We start from the raw sequence: 18,295 nt of genomic DNA on the forward strand, positions 1-18,295 counted from the left end.
ACAAGGGCATGGGAAAACAGGGTAGCCTAGCAAGCATTGCACCCTTGATCTCTGAACTGACCACTCATGCCTGAAGCAATCTGGATAACTTTTGCCTTTGGTCTTGGCCTTCTGGTCAAGCTTGTGGGGCTCCCCCCTCTCGTCGGTTACCTGGCCGCGGGTTTTGTTCTGAGCGGCATTGCCGAAACAACCGGCGTCGTGATCGAAGAGACCGACGTCCTTGAGCGAATTGCGCACCTGGGTGTATTGCTTCTGCTGTTCACGGTGGGGCTCAAGCTGAAACTCCGGTCCGTGGTCAGCCCGGAGGTGATTGGTGGAAGCCTGCTGCATTTCGGGATCACCTGCGCCATCTTTACGCCGGGCCTCTATCTGCTGATGGAACTGTCCTGGAAGACCGCCTTTCTGCTGGCCATCGCGCTCTCGTTCTCATCTACCGTACTGGCCGCCAAGGTCCTGGAATCCAAGCGGGAGCTGCGAGCCTTTCACGGCCGAGTGGCCATTGGCATCCTGATCATGCAGGATCTTATCGCCCTGGTCGTGATGAGCGTGGCCGCCGGGCAGACGCCCTCGCAATGGGCACTGATTATCTTTGGCCTGCCCCTGCTACGCCCTGTGCTGTTCCGCCTGCTGGATGCCAGCGGCCACGACGAACTGCTGGTCCTGCTCGGGCTCTTGCTGGCACTTGTCATTGGCGGGCTGGGCTTCGAATCCGTTGGCCTGAGCTCGGAGCTGGGGGCACTGGTGTTCGGTGCCATGCTGGCGAATCATCCGCGATCCCAGGAACTCTCCAAGTCGCTCTGGAGTGTAAAAGAGGTTTTTCTGGTGGGGTTCTTCCTGCAGATTGGCATTGGCGGCCTGCCCGATGGGGAGGCCCTCCTGTTCGCGGTCATCGCTGGCCTGGTGCTGCCGCTCAAAGGTACCCTGTTCTTTTTCCTGCTGCTGGCGTTCCGGTTGCGGGCCCGAAGCGGCTTCCTTAGCTCACTGGCCCTGACCAACTACAGCGAGTTCGGGCTGATTGTAGCGAGCGTTGCGCTGCCCCAATGGCTGGTTCCGCTGGCGATTTCGGTATCGCTCTCGTTTGTCTTTTCCGCGCCTCTCAACCGCTTCTCCCACACGCTTTACGAGCGTTTCGCCCATGGCCTCAGCCGCTATGAGGGCAGCAAACACCATCCGGATGAACAGCCCCTGTCGCTGGGCGATACGCGGGTCCTGATCATGGGAATGGGGAGAACGGGCACCGCTGCCTACGATTGGCTGAGGGAGAAGCAGCCGAAACTGATGGGCCTGGATTCCGATCCGGCAAAGGCCGCCCAGCACCAGAAGGAAGGGCGTAACGTGGTCTTCGCGGACGCCGAGGATGCCTCCTTCTGGAACGGTCTGCACATGCCCGCCATTGAATCGGTGATCCTGGCCATGGGCGACATCGAGGGCAAACTGATTGCTGCGCGCACGCTCAGAACGATGGGTTTCAAGGGCTTTATCGTGGCTCACACCATGTACCAAGATGAAGCAAGACAGATTCAGGAAGCCGGCGCCGACGAGGCCTACCTGACCATGAGCGAGACCGGTGTCGCCCTGGCCAGCCACCTGATGGACAGGACACCCGCGAAACCCTCCCTGATTGTCGGCAAATCCGTGTAGCCTCAACACCCAGGGCGGCCACGTGGCGACTCATCGTCAAGCGCGCAGGTGCGAAACCCGGTATAGACGTCGTTGCGCACCGGCAGGTAAGCCTGGCGATAGGTGCCGCGAATCAGGCAGGAGGAGGTGGCGCAACCGCCCCCGCGGGTCACCTTGTGATCACCGAACTGCAGGGTCGACATGAACGGGTACATATCCACCCTGAAGCCGTCGTAGGGGAAGAACTGGCTGCTGGTCCACTGCCAGACCGTGCCCGTCATCTGGCGGCAGCCAAAGGGGCTGTCGCCGGCCGGGAAATCAAACACCGGATTCTGTGCCATGGCACGGCCATTCAAATCAGCGCGTTGCTCATCCGGCGCCGTGTTGCCCCAGGGAAAACGCCGGAACGGCTTGCCCGGGCGATTACCAAGGGCGGCCACCTCCCATTCAAACTCCGTGGGCAAACGACGCCCCGCCCACCGGCACCAGGCTTCAGCCTCCCAGAACGTCACATGGGTAACCGGTGCATCCGGGTTCAGGGGCTGCCAGCGATCAAACACCCGCTCCTGCCACTGGCCATCGTGCCAGCGCCAGTACAGCGGGTGGCGGGGAACACGAAGCAGGGGTTCGTCACTGCCATGAACCAGGGCAACATCGGATTCGGTCTGCAGCCATTTCCGCCCGCCGAAGGACCAGAGTTCGGGCCGCCGGTAGCCGCCATCCTCAACAAACTCCAGGAACCGGCGATTACTGACCAGACACTTTGAAATGGCAAACGGGTCCAGTTTTACAGTAAACCGGGGTTTCTCATTATCGAAGGCAAAATCCTCCCGGGCGTAGCGCTCCGAATCACCGGGCATGCCGATTAACCATTCCCCCGCAGGAATCAAGGCATCGCCATCATGCTGAACACCCGGCGCTGGCCGGTACAGATCCGTTCCCGAAGGTGCCGGATAGCCAACCGTCTGCCGGCACCAGATCAGTGACTCAACATGCATGTTCTGGTGATAGACCGCGTAGCGGTAAAGGTACAGCGCCTGGTCGGTCAGGGGCTGCGCCTTTATTCGCTCAGCCACCTGATCGTAAACAGTGTTGAAGTATTCAAGGGTTTTCTCGCGCCCGGGAAACAGGTCCCGGTTCCAGCGGTCGCGGTGCTCAACATGGAAGGAATCCCAGAGATCGTCCATGGACGGGTCGAAACTGGGCGTGCCATCGAGCAGGTTGAACACGAACACCTCGTAGAAAAAAGCGGCATGGCCCATTTCCCACAGCGGCGGATTCACCCCCGGATGCCAGGGCACATCCAGCAGCTTCTCGGGCAGAGAGCACACCAGGCTTTCCGTACGTTTCCGTGTCCACTCAAGCTGATCCAGCAGTTCCGCTCTGGCCTGATCCGTTCGGTCAATCGTCGTCATGTTTCGCCTCACTCATCTCAACCTCATCAAGTACCTGCATATCAGTATCCCAGCCAGTCAACAACACCTCCGTTAACAAGCCCCTGACACTCACTGTGGCACCCACATCCTTTACTCGCACTCTCCCCCGGTTTACAGACCGTGTCGGCAGACTTTACAGAAAACGTACTGTGACAAAATCCCCCGTTTCTAACCCGCTGAAACGACTGCAAGTGTTTAAACTGGCATACAACCTGAATGTCTGCCAGCAGGAGTTTCGCCTGTTTCCCCAAGCCGTATGCGGTCACAGGGCAGTGACCGGATCGAGCAGTTCCGGTATTACCAGCATTTACTGAACGTTGTGCAGTTCGTTTTCCCGGCAAGTTCTCAGGAGAATCGCCATGCAGGAAAAGCGACCGCTCGTTTGGTTGTCGGCGGTGTACCCGGTTTTCACAGCCAGCGAGCCAGTGTTCAGGGACTGGCAGCTGATTCATGTCTCCCTATCAGGCCGGTCGCTCACGGAAATGACACCTGACTCAGGCGCCAGAGTCGGCGTGTTTGATCTTGGTTCACTGACAGGGGATCAACTGGCTCGCCTGCCCGAATGGCTGGACGCCATCCCCGTCCAGCACTGGGTCGCCACGCTGGAGTCTCACCAGATTCAGAACCCCGATATCTGTGCGCTGATAAATCGCTATTGCAAGGACTACCACACACTGCCACTTCAGCCAGACCGGCTCAATGCCATCCTCGGCCACCTGTGGGGCATGTCGGAACTGCAGGAGAAGGCCTCACGGACGAAATCCGGTAGCTATCAAGAATTTGCCCTTGAGGGTGAGTCCCCGGCGATCCAGCAGGTCAGGGTGTTGTTGCAGAAATTCGCCCGCACCGAAGAACCGGTGCTTATCTATGGTGAGAACGGAACCGGTAAGGAAGCGGCTGCCAGCTTTATTCATGACCACTCGTTACGGAGGAACAAGCCGCTGGTCGCCGTGAACTGCGCCGCTTTACCCCGCTCCCTCACCCAGAACGAACTCTTCGGTCATGAAAAAGGCGCGTTTACCCATGCCATGAGTGCCCAGAAAGGCAGATTTGAAGCGGCCAATGGCGGCACCCTGCTACTTATTGGCGTGGATGAGCTCTACCCGGAACAGCAATCGGCGATTTTGCGTTTCCTCCAGGAGGGCCTGATAGAGCGCCTGGGTTCCAGTCATTCCATCAGCGTCGACACACGGCTCATCGCCAGCAGCACGAGACCGCTCGAACAGCTGGTGAAGACCGGGGCTTTCCGGAGTGATGTGTTTTACCGGCTTGGAAGTCTGCATGTGCTTTTGCCGCCGCTGCGGGAGCGGAAGGAAGATATTCCCATGCTAGCCAACCGGATACTCTCGGCCACACCCTCGGCCGAGGGTCCTCGGCACCTCAGTGACGCCGCCATTATCTGCCTTGCCGAACACCCCTGGCCGGGCAATCTCAGGGAACTGCAAAACCGGTTGCGTCAGGCCCTGTTGCTGGGTGACGGCCCCCGAATCGAAGCGGAGGATATGGGCTTTGCCGTTCCTCCCTCAGAAAACCAACACCGGAGCCAGGAACTGTCCCTCGACGCTTTCCGATCCCGGGCGGATCGCCAGGCGATCTCGATAAGTCTCGCACTTGCACACAACAACGTGTCGGCAGCCGCAAGGCTGCTGAACATTTCAAGGGTTTCGTTATACCGGCTGATGGACAAACACCAGTTCCCCCACGGTGCCCACACCCGGCCACCGAAGAATAACTGAAGGAGATTCCCCATGCATAAAAAAACACGCTGGATCATCCCGGTACTCACCCTGGCTGCTCCCATGCTTGCCGCGGCCGCACAGGTCGACAGGGATAGCACACCGGTATCCACTGGCACGGCTGGCCACACAGAGCCGAACGACAACTCGGCTACCGATATTGCATCAATAACTGCTGACCGGGGCATTGTCACCCGCCCGGGCCGCTTCACGATCGAGCCCTCCTTCTCCCATGCGTACAGCAACTCAACGGCGGTTGCGGTGGAAGGTTACACGGTGATACCTGCCCTGCTCATCGGGCTGATCAATATTTCGGAAATCCAGCGCGATATTTTCGTCGGCGCGATGTCACTCAAGTACGGCTTCACCAGTAAGCTTGAAGCGGCGGTTCGTGTACCCTACCTCAGTATCAGTGAGGACTTGAGAGAACGTGAGATTTTCAAGGGCACACCGGTGGATACTCTGCGCGAGTCCTCAGGCGAAGGCCTCGGTGATGTTGAACTCTCGGTTCGTTACCAGCTAACCGATGGCTTGGGCGGCTGGCCATACATTATTGGCGCAATGCGGGTGAAAGCGCCAACCGGAGAGGGCCCTTATGACGTCGAGCGACGGGTAATCGAGGGCGATGATGGCACTCCCATCGGCGTCGAGCTCGGTGATCGCCCCACGGGCACCGGTTTCTGGGCGTTCGAACCAGGTCTCTCATTCATCTACCCGTCGGACCCAGCCGTGCTATTCGGAAACCTGAGTTATGTCTGGACTCTCAAAGAGGAGCAGGGCTTCGAAAACGGGGGCACGGTCGACCCCGGCGACATTGTGCGTTTCGGCTTCGGAATGGGGTTTGCCTTTAACGACCGCACGTCCTTTAGCCTGGGCTATGACCACTCGATCATCCGGAAAACAACGTTCGAGAGGAATAACGATCTGTTTGCCGCCAACTTTGATCGTATACAGATCGGGTCACTATCGTTCGGCTTATCCCAGCGCCTGACGCGCGCCACAAGTCTGAGCCTGACGGTGAGTATAGGAGTTACGGAAAATGCGCCCAACAGCGAAATTACCCTGAAGCTTCCCATCAGTCTCTAGACATGATGGATTGACCTACCCCGCCTCAACGTCGTGGGTTATGTTGAAGGGGTAAAGCCAGACAACACAGCAGCCTGTCGGACTTAAGGCTGCTAGGCGGACAAGCTGGATAGCCGGTCAGCGGCCAAGCAACTGGACCAACTGATCACTGAGCCGTGCCGGGAACTGATTTCCGGCACCGACATTGTTCAGCTCGATGTTCAGTTGATGCATATTCTGTATCACAGTGCTATCAAGGCTGTTCTGAACGACGGTCATCCAGCCGTTGGGCCCCGCCATATTACTGGATACCCGAGCGCCGCCACTCCGGTTCGCGCTGATAACCTCGACTACTGTTTCCATTTGACTGTCCACCAAACCGCCGTTTACGGTCTGATTAAGATTGGGAATGGTCAAACGATTGATCACCAGGGTGTCACCGTTTATTCCGACGATCTGCTCCAGACCAATACTGATTTCCAGGCTGTCCATCAGGAAGCCACCCCGGTATTCAGACAGTTCCAGATCGCTCAGGGACTCAACACCAAGTGTCAGCTCTGCATGAACAGACGGCGTTAACGTGGTAAAGGAACTAACCAACAAAGCTAGAACTGGCATCCGGACCATCATGATCGTCACCATTCCCTTGAGGAGGGCCAGTAGGGCAGTGTGTGCCCGAGAGAAGGACCTTCCAGACCTGTCTGTGTCGGCGCCCTCGCCACTTGAGGCCAATGTCCGTCGCCGAGAAAGCCCTCTCGCCCTTCTTTGAGATGGCTGCGGATAACAAAGGCGGTGCCGTTCCAGTATTCGCTGAATTGTGCGTAGGAATACACCTTCAGCCCCCGGGCCGGATCCCCCACCAGGACTTCATCGTCACTGATCCCCTTGATCAGAACAAAATGCCGGAAGCCATCAATGTTCAACAACACAATCGTGGGTAAGCGCACCTTCTCCCTGAGGCCGGTCAACGGCATACGGAAACCATCGGCCTTGTACCCTCTGGACTCCAGATAGTGCTTCATATCGAGCATGGAGAAACCTTCCCGGCGCACCTTCTTTTCATCCGCCAACGCAAGCATTTCGATAAAGACATCGTGTTCTGTGACCTGGTCTTCGTAGTGAAAGGACAACAACGAAGCAACAGCTGCGGAGCCGCAACTGAAGTCGTATTGCTGGCGCATGACGCTGTCAAACCGGCGGTTCTCGAAACTGTTTACCTTTAGCCAGAAATCACCACCAATACCCGGCACCGTGACCGAGCCGGCGAAGGCAGTGGACCATAGCAGCCCGGCACTCGCGCAGATCGCAACAAGAACCTTTCTGGCCATGGCCCACCTCCGTCAGCGGTTAATCAGTATGTTGATTTGGGTACTGTCCTGAATGACCACCTGGTTACCGGTGTTCTGGATAACCGTGGCAACCCCGCTCATGTTACCGAACGCGTTGTCGGAAATACTGTTATTACCAGTGACAACATTACCCGACAGCAGGTTATCGGACACATTCGCATTTTGCTGGTTATCGTTAATCTGCCACTGCATCGGGACTCCCTGGCGACCGCTTGAATCCGCCAACTGATCTGCCGACAATGGCGTGGCCTCCATCCACTCCTCGGCCGATACAAATCCCGTTGCCCCGAACATTAACGCCAGCAAGGCAGCCTTCAGTTTCCATCTGATGACACGACCCATGGCAGTTCTCCCGGAATAACCGGGCCGCACCCGCTACAGGCAGGTGCGACCTGGATTCCTTATTGGGTGCCGCCACCGCTACCGGTGGACAGGTTGGACATTACACTGACATTAGCCTGTGTAACGCTGCCATTACCTGCGTTCTGGGCAAATGCCCCGACGCCGTTGAAGTTCGCTGAGCCACCGGAGATTTCGTTGCTGTTGCGAACTATGGTGTAGGAGCCGTCAGCGTTGGCACTACCGTATGTGGTTGCAGTACCCGATACGGTGCCGTTCAGATCGGCGCTATTCAGGAACACATCCAGATCCAGGGCCAGGGAGTTATCGGAACTATCATTGCCACTGTCAGACACAGTGGTGTTTCCGCTGTCCGCAACGTTGGTGGAATTGTCGGAGCTGTCATTTCCACTATCGGCAACGTTGGTGGAGTTGTCGGAGTTGTCGGAGTTGTCCGAATTATCCGAGTTGTCCGAATTATCCGAGTTGTCCGAATTGTCGGAATTATCCGAGTTATCGTTGCCACTGTCAGCGATCTTGAACGAATCGTTCACGCTGGTGCTGTTGTCGGAGTTATCTGAATTATCCGAATTGTCGCTGTTGTCGGAATTATCAGAGTTGTCCGAATTGTCAGAGTTATCCGACATGTCATTGCCGCTGTCAGCGATCTTGAACGAGTCGGCCACGTCGGTGCTGTTATCCGAATTGTCCGAGTTATCGGAGTTATCAGAGTTATCGGAGGCATCCGAATTATCGGTATTGCCACTGTCAGCGATCTTGAACGAGTCGGCCACGTCGGTGCTGTTATCCGAATTGTCCGAGTTATCGGAGTTATCAGAGTTATCGGAGGCATCCGAATTATCGGTATTGCCGCTGTCAGCGATCTTGAACGAGTCGGCCACGTCGGTGCTGTTGTCCGAGCTGTCCGAGTTATCCGAGTTATCCGAGTTATCCGAATTGTCGGTATTGGTGGAGTTGTTGTTACCTGAGTCGGTATTGCCGGATTGGTCATTATTGGCCGTGGAGGTATTATCCGCATTGGTGTTCGGATCTCCGTCACCCCCCTGGTCCGCATAGGCAAAACCGGAAACACCCAGACTCATTGCGATGGCAGCTGCTAGCAAACTTTTTTTGGTATTCATAATATCGCTTCCTTTTCGATTATTGGCTTTTAAGGGATCCGACCCAACCCGCTAGCCTTCAGGTAAGCCAAGGTCCAGACCCGCCAGAGAAATGGAGCGATTCTCGTGCCAGAATTAAAAAAAATACCTAAGCCAATATTTCTAAAGGCTTTTTATTTTTATTGCGTGAACGGGAAGCTTTCGCGGGGATGGAGAACTGTTTCAGGGATGAAACAGGCAGGGCGCGTGGAAAACATCGAAACCGAGGTTTATGCCGTGGTTTCAGACACATACACCTAAACGACAGTGTCAAAAAAACAAAACCCCGCAACGGGCGGGGTTTCGGGCTTGAAGCGAGCATTCAAGCCCGCTTCAGCAACACCTGAGCCTTCGATTAACCGAACTGGTTCATGGTGTTGTCTTTACCACCGGCTTTCAGGGCCGCTTCACCGGCGAAGAATTCCTTGTGGTCGTCACCGATGTTGGAACCCGCCATATCCTGGTGCTTGACGGTGGCGATGCCCTGACGGATTTCCTTGCGCTGTACACCGGCAACGTAGGCCAGCATGCCTTCGTCACCGAAATAGCCCTTGGCCAGGTTGTCGGTAGACAGGGCCGCGGTGTGGTATGTCGGCAGCGTGATCAGGTGGTGGAAGATACCCGCTTCACGTGATCCGTCACGCTGGAAGTTACGGCACCATTCGTCAGCCAGCTGACCCAGCTCGGTGTTGTCATACTCTTCGTTCATCAGCTTGGCGCGCTCGTAGGCCGATACATCCTTGCCTTCTTCCTTCCATGCGTCGAATACCTGCTGACGGAAGTTCAGGGTCCAGTTGAAGGACGGGCTGTTGTTGTACACCAGCTTGGCGTCGGGCACCACTTCCTTGATGCGGTTAACCATGGCCGCGATCTGGCCAACGTGCGGCTTCTCGGTTTCGATCCACAGCAGGTCGGCACCGTTCTGCAGGCTGGTGATGCAATCCAGCACAACACGGTCTTCGCCGGTGCCCGGCTTGAACTGGAACAGGCCAGAGGCCAGACGCTTCGGACGAACCAGCTGGCCGTTCTGCTTGATCACAACGTCGCCGTTGTTGATGTCTTCGGCCTTCTCGATAACCTCACCGTCGATGAAGCTGTTGTACTGGTCACCCAGATCGCCCGGCTCGTTGGTCACGGCGATTTTCTGGGTCAGGCCCGCGCCCAGGGAGTCAGTACGGGCAACGATAACACCGTCATCAACACCGAGCTCGAGGAACGCCAGACGCACGGCGTTGATCTTGGAGAGGAAGTCGGCGTGCGGAACGGTAACCTTGCCGTCCTGGTGACCACACTGCTTCTCATCAGACACCTGGTTCTCGATCTGGATGCAGCAGGCACCCGCTTCGATCATCTGCTTGGCCAGCAGGTAGGTCGCTTCGGCGTTACCGAAACCGGCGTCGATGTCGGCAATGATCGGCACAACATGAGTTTCGTGGTTATCGATCTGCCTGATCAGCTCGTCAGCCTTGGCGTTGTCGCCGGCGTTCTCGGCTTCTTCCAGGGCACGGAACAGGTGGTTCAGTTCCCAGGCATCGGCTTGGCGCAGGAAGGTGTACAGCTCTTCAATCAGGCCGGATACGGCGGTCTTCTCATGCATGGACTGATCCGGCAGCGGGCCGAACTCGGAACGCAGAGCAGCAACCATCCAGCCCGAGAGGTACAGGTAACGACGCTTGGTGGTACCGAAGTGCTTCTTGATGGACAGCATCTTCTGCTGGCCGATAAAGCCGTGCCAGCAGCCCAGGGACTGGGTGTACTGGGAAGTGTCATTGTCGTAGTTCGCCATGTCTTCGCGCATGATCTTGGCGGTGTACTTCGCGATATCCAGACCGGTCTTGAACTTGTTCTGTGCGCGCATGCGAGCGGCGTGCTTCGGGTTGATAGCGTTCCAGGTCGGGTGCTGCTTCAAAAGGGAAGCGATCTGGTCAACGTCTTGTGCGTAGGGCATGGTCTCAATCCTTTCTACGTTGGTTTTCTAAGTCGATGCGGAGAAGCGTACAGCAACTTCCGAAGCCAACAACCTGCTCACTTTTTGAGCGAAGCGCTGACGTTGAGGGTTACTTTAGTGGTTTCAAATTTATAATTGAAATTTATATGATCTATTTTCGGCATTTTTTTGGTGAATGAATAAAAAGACCAGGCCTTGAGTTGAATCAACACCACAACCGTCACTATTGTTACTGTTGCCAATGAGCACTTCCCACCGGAAACCCGTCAGGCGCAAACCGTGTTCTATCTGCGAGCTTTCAGTCATTCCCTTCTGCATGCTCTGAAGAATCTCTTTCCGATCCTGGCCGTCGTTCTCTTTTTCCAGCTCGTGATTCTCCAGCAGGTTCCGGAAAACACATTCGCGATGGCGTTGGGGTTGCTGATCGTGGCCGTGGGGGTTGCCCTGTTCCTCCAGGGCCTTGAATTAAGCATTTTCCCGGTCGGAAAGAGTCTGTCCAACCAGTTTGCCCGCAAGGGCTCGGTTCCTGTTCTGCTGTCGTTCGGTTTCGCGATGGGCTTTTCGGCGGTGGTCGCAGAACCCGCGCTGATTGCCGTAGCCCAGCAGGCCGAGGAAATCAGCGAAGGCAAGGTCAGGGCCCTGACCCTGAGAATCCTGGTCGCCGTCTCCGTCGGGCTGGTGGTTGCCGTCGGTGTGTTCAGAACCATCTTTGGTTATCCGCTGCACTGGTTCATGATCATTGGTTATATCGTGGTTGTGATAATCACCTGGTTTGCGCCTCCGGAGATTGTCGGCCTCGCTTACGATTCCGGCGGCGTGACCACCAATATCGTCACCGTTCCCCTGATTGCGGCCCTGGGCATTGGTCTTGCCGCCTCCATCCGCGGGCGCAATCCGCTAATGGACGGGTTCGGACTGGTTGCGCTTGCTGCCATGGTGCCCATGATCACCGTTCAGTTGTACGGGATTGTTGTGTATTCCGGGGAAACCGCGGATCCGTCCGTTTTGCCGGCTCTGGTTGCCAATACAAATGTGGAGGACGCTCCGGTTCTGCTCGCGATGTTGCTGGACCTGGCTGAAATGGTTCGGGATGTGCTTCCGATCATTATCACCATCCTGTTCTTCCAGTACCTGGTCTTGCGCCGGGGGCTGACCAATCCCCGCAGGATTCTGTCCGGATTTACACTGGTTGTCCTGGGGCTCTATGCCTTCGTTGTCGGCCTGAAGCTTGGCCTGTTTCCCATCGGCACCAGCATGGCCGAGCAGTTGATGAGCATGGAGGGTTTCGCCTTCGTCTACCTCTTTGCGTTCATGATCGGTTTTGCCACCACCATGGCCGAACCTGCGCTGATCGCTATCGGACACCAGGCGGAACAGGCGGCGGCCGGAACCATCAATGGCAACGCCATCAGGATCATCGTGGCGGTCGGGGTGGCCGTGGGCATAACCCTCGGAGTACACCGGATTATCAGTGGCGATTCGATTCACCATTACATCATCGGCGGCTATATTCTGGTCATCTTCCTGACCGCGCTGGCACCGAGGTACATCATTCCCCTGGCCTATGATCTCGGTGGCGTCACCACCTCCGAGGTCACCGTGCCCCTGGTGACCGCACTGGGCATCGGCCTGGCGAGCAGCATAGAGGGCCGTAACGTACTGATCGACGGTTTTGGCCTGATTGCCTTCGCGTCGATCTTTCCGATTGTTACGGTGATGAGCTATGCCATTATTGTTGAAATGCTTGCAAAGCAAAGGAAAACAGAGCCATGAAATTTTCCGTACTGGTTGCCATTGTTCCCGAGGATCAGGAGCAGAACTGTGTTGATGCGGCAAGAGACCTGGGCGCCGGGGGCATAACGGTGCTGTCGGGCCGGGGCATCAGTAACACCGCCAGGAAGACGTTCTTCGGGCTGACCTACGACGGCAGCCAGAGCGTTTTGCTGATGGTACTGGAGAAGGGCCTTTCACTTGATATTCTGAAATCCATCCAGAAAATTCTCATGCCAGACCACACCGATTCACAGGGACTTGTGTTCACCCTCCCCGTGGAACACCTGGGTGGGATCGATTTGTCACAGGTCGAGAAATTCGAACAACACCTGAAATGTTCACTGTATCCGGAGAACAACGATGAAACTGGTTAAAGATGTGATGGTCCGGGACATTATCACCATTACTCCGTTTGCCACCATCCGTGAGGCGCTCTCTCTGATGAAGAGGCACTCGGTGAAATCACTGGTGGTGGAGAAACAGAGCGAACACGATGCCTGGGGATTGATCACCTATACCAACGTGCTGAAAACCGTGATTGCGGAAGACGGCGACATTGACCTTCTGAATGTTTACGACGCCTGCGCCAAACCTGTCATCAGTGTCGGTGAGAGCCTGAATGTCCGGCATGCGGCAAGTCTGATGAGTATGTATCGAGTGAAGCGCCTTCTGGTGCTGGCGGACAATGACCTGAAAGGCTTTGTGGTGATGGATGACATTATGGCCGCCCTGCTCGAAAGCATCGACTGAAAACCGTTCAGGTCAGGCACAGCACCACCAGCCGGTCACCAGGCTGTAGCTCAAGATAGTCCTTGCGGGGCGGATTCAGTTGGAGGTGGCGTCCACGCTCATTCTCCTTGTGCCGGAAGATACCCAGAGCCAGCTCACCTTCCGCCGCCACCGTCTTCTCCAGAACCTGGAACGTGGCGCTGGCTGGCAACGGGTAATCCGCGGGATCCCGGAACTGGATTTCGGCCCCGCCGACGGTGAACAGCTCATCCAGAACCACCCGGAGTTCCCGCCTCAAGGCGACCTGGGCCAGGACGTGACTCAGAATCATCGGGCTGATCAGCATTTCACTCTGGTGCCCGTACAACAGGTGCCGGTTGTCCGGATCGCTCAGTTCCATAATCAACTGGGGCCGCCTTGGGGACTCGGCCAGGATGTCCTCAAGCTGGAGATACCCCACCATGGCCCGGGCATCCGCTTCTTCCCCCGATGCCAGCCGGTCGCTACTGAGCAGGATTATTGTGTCGTAGCCCGCCGGCTGAACCCGGCGGAGCTCCCCCTCCACCATGTAGTCCGCCTCGATATGGCCACAGGCCACCCGGCCGTGGCCTTCAACATACCGGGCAATGGCCTGTTCCCGCTCGCCTTTTGGCACCACGGAAACAAGGTCCAGCTCGAAGCTGCGATGGCCGTAACTTTCAAACTCAGCCACCAGGCTCGGAACCCGCCGATTCCAGCCAAGGACCAGCACACGGTGGTTGTTCTGATCCGGCGGGCGTGCCACGCGGGCCGCCTCGCCCCTGGCAATTGCCGGCATTGCCGGCTTTTTCGGATCGGGTTCGGTCTCGACGTAATCCCGGGCCATCATCACCACCCGGTCTTCCGTGTCGATCCGCGTGTCGGACGGCGCCAGCAAGCACACCTCCCAGCCAGCCACCCCGCGCCTCAGCAATCCCAGCACAATAACTTCAGGCCGTGCCGAAGCCAGCTCTCCAAGCGTCAGCCCAGCCACCGACTCGCCACCCCGGATATAGATTTCATTACCGTCACCGGCGGTAAGCAACTCGTTAAAGATTTCCGACAGCCCCGGGTGAAGGATATTCTGAACCATCAACCGGCTAATGGTGGCATCGCCGGCAACCACTTCCACCGCCCCTGGATAGGCCCGCTCAATCACCGGCAGCTTCCGTACATCCTGGATCTCTGCCACCACGAACGGCAACGAAGCCTGCAGATACCTTGCCTGCGCGGCGATGGAGAGCAGCGCCTTGACTGTTTCCACGTCCGATGTCACCAGACTGCCCGCCTCGTGGGTCGCGCTGGGCACAATCACCGCCGCGGCGTCCAGACAAGCCACCCGATGAAGTGCATCCGGCTGGATAGCCGACCCGGAGCGCAGAATGATCTGCCGGGCTCGTCGGCCAATGCCGGGCTCGTTTCGCAATTCGTGAACCTGCTGTGCCGATGCTTCTTCTGACAGCACAACCAGATTCAGCCTCTGGGTAGCGTGCTTTTCCAGGAACCGGCGTACTCGGCCGCTGGAGCCCAGCAATTCCGACAGCAGCGGCAGGGTCTGGCTGGTCCACCCCAGTACCACCACATGATTTTTCAGGGTTACCGGGGTAAGCCCACGCTCGAGCTCTGCCATTTTGGCAATCAACCACCGAGTCAGGATCGCCACCAGCGTACCCATGAACACGACATAGCCACTGATGGTCAGCAGGGTTGAGACAAACCGCTGCCAGGTACCCACATCGTCACCCAGATAACCGGGATCGGTCAGTCGCAGGAACGCCCACCAGATGGCCGAGCCCGGGTCCTCCAATTCCCCGCCCTGAGACACCACCAGCAGGCCGCCGACCAGAGAGATCAGGCCGATAAACACACCAACGACCAGGAGCTGAAACCCCGCCCCCTTGACCAGTTGGCGTTCCACAATAAATTTCAGGCGGTCGATCAGCCGGAAAGGCAGCATGGCATTCCTCTTGTCCAGAGCGTTTTCAATGCCTAAGGGTAAACTATCCGGGGACTTTAAGAATCAACGTTTTATCCGGAGGGCTGATCAGATTCAGAAGCGGGGTTACTGATCAGACGCAAGGCTTCTTCCAGGGAGGAAGTATAGCGGCTGACGCCGGACACCGGCGTCACACCAGCGCGAGCCAGGGTCCTCAGCGGCTGGAACTGGAGATCGGCAATGACAATCTGCGTGCCGTCCTGCTCGCAGGTGTCAATCAGCTTGTTCAGGGCAGACAGGCCCCCGGCATCAAGAATAGTGACGCCGTCCATATACAGGATAAACCCGCGGGCCTCCCGGGACAGTTCTGCCAGCTCCCCGAAAATCCGGTCGGCGGCCGCAAAGAACAGTGGCCCGTTGATTTTGAACACCTGCCAGCCGTCAGGCAGGCCAGAGTCAGCAACCCGTCTGTTCAGCGTGATGTCCGTCACCTTGGTCATCTGGGCCATTTCACGCATGAAGAGAACCGCCGCCAGCAAAACCCCGGTGGTGATCGCGATCACCATATCCAGCAACACCGTAAGCCAAAAGCAGGTGAGGAAAACAAGGATATCGCTACGTGGCACTGTTTTCAGAAGATGCACGGATTTGGGCGCCTCGCTCATATTCCAGGCCACCATCACCAGCAGCGCTGCCATGGCCGGCATGGGCAGAAAAGCCAACAGGCCAGCCAGCGAGACCAGCGCCAGCAGAACCACCAGAGAGTGAATCATTGCCGATACCGGGGACTCGGCACCGGCCCGGTAGTTGGCCGCGGAGCGTGCAATGGCAGCCGTGGCGGTAATGCCGCCGAAAAACGGGACAATAATGTTCCCCAGACCCTGCCCCATCAACTCACTGTTGGCACTGTGGCGCTTACCGGTCATGCCATCGAGTACCACCGCGCACAGCAGGGACTCGATGGCACCGAGCATGGCGATGGCGAAGGCCGCCGGCAGCAGTTCCCGGACCAGGGTCCAGGACAGTCCGATCGGTTCGCCGGAAGCGCCCATCTGCCGCCACGGCCAGGCGAACTCGGGCAAAAACGGCGGAATACCCGCCCCCATACTGCCATCGGGCATCAGATAGCTGAACCTTGAGCCGATGGTTTCGATGGATGCGCCGCTGGCATTGAACCACAGGGCAAGCAAGCTACCGACAATGACAGCCGGGAGGTGCGGCGGCACGGGGGTTTTCAGTCTCGGCCAGAGCAGCATCACCGCAAGGGTTACGCCGGCCACCAGAGTACTCATCCCATCCAGTTCCGGCAGTGCGCTGGCCAGCACCGCCAGCTTGTCCCAGTAGTGCTCAGGCATATCGCCAACCGGCAGGCCAAAAAAGTCCCGGACCTGAAGGGTGGCGATCACCACCGCAATGCCACCAGTAAACCCCAGGGTTACCGATTCGGGAATGTACTCAATAAACCGGCCCAGTCGCATCAAAGCCATAATCATCAGCAACACCCCCGACATCAGGGTTGCCAGCAGCAAGCCTCCCAGCCCGTAGGTCTGGGCAATCGGGTATAAAATGACCACAAAGGCAGCGGTGGGGCCGGATATACTGAAACGACTGCCTCCGGTCAGGGCAATCACAAAACCGGCAATGATGGCGGTGTAAAGCCCGTACTGGGGCGCAACACCACTGGCGATTGCCAGAGCCATGGCCAGTGGGATGGCAATGATCCCCACCGTGACACCGGCCAAAAGATCACGCAGGAACCGGCGGCCGCTGTAGCGTTCATCCAGACAGGATTCGCGAAGGGCATGGGCCAGCCGGAGGGAAAACAGGTGCGCGCGGTGGGGCATGAAAGTCTCGTTTATTGCAACACGTCGGGTTAGATTATATGCTCACCACATCCACATTCAATGTTAATCTGATTAACATATAACGAGCATTTCACAGAGAAATGAGTACCCCATGGAAAACCGCACTGCCCGTCTGACATTATTGATCGACCCGGAAAAAAAGGCCGCCTTTGAAGAACTCTGCAAGCAGGAGGATGTAACGCCCTCCCAAAAAGTCCGCCAGTTTATCCGGGAATACGTGGAGGAAAGGCTGGGGCCAGACTGGCGCGAAGATCGCAAAAACAGATCCTGATGAAAGCCGGAGCCTATTGATTGTCATGAAACCTCTCGCGCCGGCCCTGTTACTCTCCGTCCTGTTTGTTCTGAACGGATGCACCGCCATGCCCTCCTCCAGCAGCCCGAAAGGTCTGACCATACCGCAAACCCAGTACGACGCCCGGGTCGTTGAGCCGGAAAGCGGCGCCGCCCTCACTCCGGAGCAACTGGCCCGGCGCCTCGCTGAAACGGATGTCGTGATCGTAGGCGAATATCACGGGCACCATGGCTCGCATTTGCTGCAATCCCGGCTTCAGATGGCACTCTTTCGACAACAGCCCAGGCAGATCCTGTCTATGGAGCAGTTCAACCTGGACCGTCAGCCTGAACTGGACCGGTATTTAAAGGGTGAAACCGGGGAAACAGAAATGATTGAGGATGCCGGCGCCTGGGACAATTACCGGGCCTCCTACCGCCCCGTGGTGGAATTTGCGCGCCAGCAGAATCTGCCGGTCATTGCTGCGAATGCGCCGGCGGATGTTGTTCGCTGTGTCGGCCGCAAGGGGCCTTCCTATCTCGATCAGGTTTCCAGGAGTATCCGGCAAGCACTGCCCTCTGATCCATTCACGGACACCCCCGCTTACCGTGAGAAGTTTGCCGGCGCCATTGGCGCGAGCCACCAGGCCAACAGCACCATGAACGAACGCATGGAGAACACCTACAAAGCCCAGTTGCTCCGGGACAACGCCATGGCGGCACGCATTCTTGAGGCCAGGGCCGCATTTCCGGGATATCAGGTGCTGCACCTGACCGGCACTTTCCACAGTGAAGGCGGGCTGGGAACCGTAGCATTGCTGAAACAGAGGGCGCCGGCGCTTTCTGTTGCCGTTATCAGCCCGGTGTTCTGGCCGGCAACGAACAGTAAGCCTCCCCTGGAACAGAATCGATCAAAAGGTGACTTCCTCTACTTTATCCAGCCACTGCCCGACGAGTTCAAGGACCCGGAGCGCGAACGCGAAGCCATGACGGCCCGTTTCCAGCGCTCCGCCAGAAAAACCTGCGACTGACGAACGACCGGCGTTCAGGA

General features: G+C 57.4%; 16 protein-coding genes. 8 read left to right on the top strand and 8 right to left on the bottom strand.

Going from position 1 to position 18,295, the window contains the following annotated elements:
• Nucleotides 1–66: 66 nt before the first annotated feature.
• Entirely contained in the window at nt 67–1,641 is a 1,575-nt protein-coding gene (locus D0851_RS10175) for a cation:proton antiporter family protein (protein WP_117618557.1), read from the top strand.
• A gap of 2 nt (nt 1,642–1,643) precedes the next feature.
• On the opposite strand, the gene senA is transcribed toward D0851_RS10175, so the two are convergent.
• The gene (gene senA, locus D0851_RS10180) at nt 1,644–3,035 is read right to left on the bottom strand and encodes a selenoneine synthase SenA (protein ID WP_117618558.1); all 1,392 of its coding nucleotides are present in this window, start codon (nt 3,033–3,035) and stop codon (nt 1,644–1,646) included.
• Between the two features lie 380 nt (nt 3,036–3,415).
• Between senA and D0851_RS10185 the strand changes: the two genes are divergently transcribed.
• Together D0851_RS10185 and D0851_RS10190 are read left to right on the top strand one after the other, a co-directional pair.
• On the top strand, nt 3,416–4,792 hold the full coding sequence (locus D0851_RS10185; protein WP_117618559.1) for a sigma-54 dependent transcriptional regulator: 1,377 nt from the start codon (nt 3,416–3,418) through the stop codon (nt 4,790–4,792).
• 12 nt (nt 4,793–4,804) lie between these two features.
• Nucleotides 4,805–5,878, top strand: coding sequence for a transporter (locus D0851_RS10190; protein WP_117618560.1), 1,074 nt, complete (start codon nt 4,805–4,807; stop codon nt 5,876–5,878).
• 117 nt (nt 5,879–5,995) lie between these two features.
• Here the strand turns inward: D0851_RS10190 and D0851_RS10195 are convergent, their stop codons facing one another.
• The 5 genes from D0851_RS10195 to D0851_RS10215 form a co-directional block, all read right to left on the bottom strand.
• Nucleotides 5,996–6,475 (bottom strand): hypothetical protein, encoded by a 480-nt coding sequence (locus D0851_RS10195; RefSeq protein WP_227539252.1) that lies wholly within the window; start codon nt 6,473–6,475, stop codon nt 5,996–5,998.
• Between the two features lie 17 nt (nt 6,476–6,492).
• Nucleotides 6,493–7,185 (bottom strand): C39 family peptidase, encoded by a 693-nt coding sequence (locus D0851_RS10200; protein WP_117618561.1) that lies wholly within the window; start codon nt 7,183–7,185, stop codon nt 6,493–6,495.
• A gap of 12 nt (nt 7,186–7,197) precedes the next feature.
• Complete coding sequence (locus D0851_RS10205) at nt 7,198–7,548, bottom strand: hypothetical protein (protein ID WP_117618562.1); 351 nt, start codon at nt 7,546–7,548, stop codon at nt 7,198–7,200.
• Between the two features lie 59 nt (nt 7,549–7,607).
• Nucleotides 7,608–8,687: a hypothetical protein gene (locus D0851_RS10210; protein WP_117618563.1), complete on the bottom strand. Its 1,080-nt coding sequence runs from the start codon at nt 8,685–8,687 to the stop codon at nt 7,608–7,610.
• Between the two features lie 373 nt (nt 8,688–9,060).
• On the bottom strand, nt 9,061–10,653 hold the full coding sequence (locus D0851_RS10215; RefSeq protein ID WP_117618564.1) for an isocitrate lyase: 1,593 nt from the start codon (nt 10,651–10,653) through the stop codon (nt 9,061–9,063).
• Between the two features lie 279 nt (nt 10,654–10,932).
• On the opposite strand from D0851_RS10215, the gene D0851_RS10220 reads away from it, so the two are divergent.
• From D0851_RS10220 to D0851_RS10230, 3 genes are read left to right on the top strand one after another with little or no spacing between them, the layout of a single operon-like run.
• Nucleotides 10,933–12,426: a DUF1538 domain-containing protein gene (locus D0851_RS10220; protein WP_117618565.1), complete on the top strand. Its 1,494-nt coding sequence runs from the start codon at nt 10,933–10,935 to the stop codon at nt 12,424–12,426.
• Nucleotides 12,423–12,800, top strand: a complete 378-nt coding sequence (locus tag D0851_RS10225; protein ID WP_117618566.1) for a transcriptional regulator — start codon at nt 12,423–12,425, stop codon at nt 12,798–12,800. Before D0851_RS10220 ends, D0851_RS10225 begins: the two co-directional genes overlap by 4 nt.
• Nucleotides 12,787–13,176 carry a CBS domain-containing protein gene (locus tag D0851_RS10230; protein ID WP_117618567.1) on the top strand — a complete coding sequence of 130 codons (390 nt, stop codon included), beginning with the start codon at nt 12,787–12,789 and terminating at the stop codon, nt 13,174–13,176. Before D0851_RS10225 ends, D0851_RS10230 begins: the two co-directional genes overlap by 14 nt.
• 7 nt (nt 13,177–13,183) lie before the next feature.
• Here D0851_RS10230 and D0851_RS10235 read toward each other — a convergent pair whose 3' ends face one another.
• Nucleotides 13,184–15,130 carry a CASTOR/POLLUX-related putative ion channel gene (locus tag D0851_RS10235; protein ID WP_117618568.1) on the bottom strand — a complete coding sequence of 649 codons (1,947 nt, stop codon included), beginning with the start codon at nt 15,128–15,130 and terminating at the stop codon, nt 13,184–13,186.
• A gap of 71 nt (nt 15,131–15,201) precedes the next feature.
• Nucleotides 15,202–16,953 carry a C4-dicarboxylic acid transporter DauA gene (gene dauA, locus D0851_RS10240; RefSeq protein ID WP_117618569.1) on the bottom strand — a complete coding sequence of 584 codons (1,752 nt, stop codon included), beginning with the start codon at nt 16,951–16,953 and terminating at the stop codon, nt 15,202–15,204.
• 112 nt (nt 16,954–17,065) lie between these two features.
• Between dauA and D0851_RS10245 the strand changes: the two genes are divergently transcribed.
• Both D0851_RS10245 and D0851_RS10250 read left to right on the top strand, forming a co-directional pair.
• Nucleotides 17,066–17,245, top strand: coding sequence for a CopG family transcriptional regulator (locus tag D0851_RS10245; RefSeq protein WP_117618570.1), 180 nt, complete (start codon nt 17,066–17,068; stop codon nt 17,243–17,245).
• Between the two features lie 25 nt (nt 17,246–17,270).
• Nucleotides 17,271–18,275 carry a ChaN family lipoprotein gene (locus D0851_RS10250; protein ID WP_227539253.1) on the top strand — a complete coding sequence of 335 codons (1,005 nt, stop codon included), beginning with the start codon at nt 17,271–17,273 and terminating at the stop codon, nt 18,273–18,275.
• The last annotated feature ends 20 nt before the right edge of the window (nt 18,276–18,295 follow it).

Source organism: Marinobacter sp. Arc7-DN-1 (genome assembly GCF_003441595.1).
GTDB lineage: Bacteria > Pseudomonadota > Gammaproteobacteria > Pseudomonadales > Oleiphilaceae > Marinobacter > Marinobacter metalliresistant.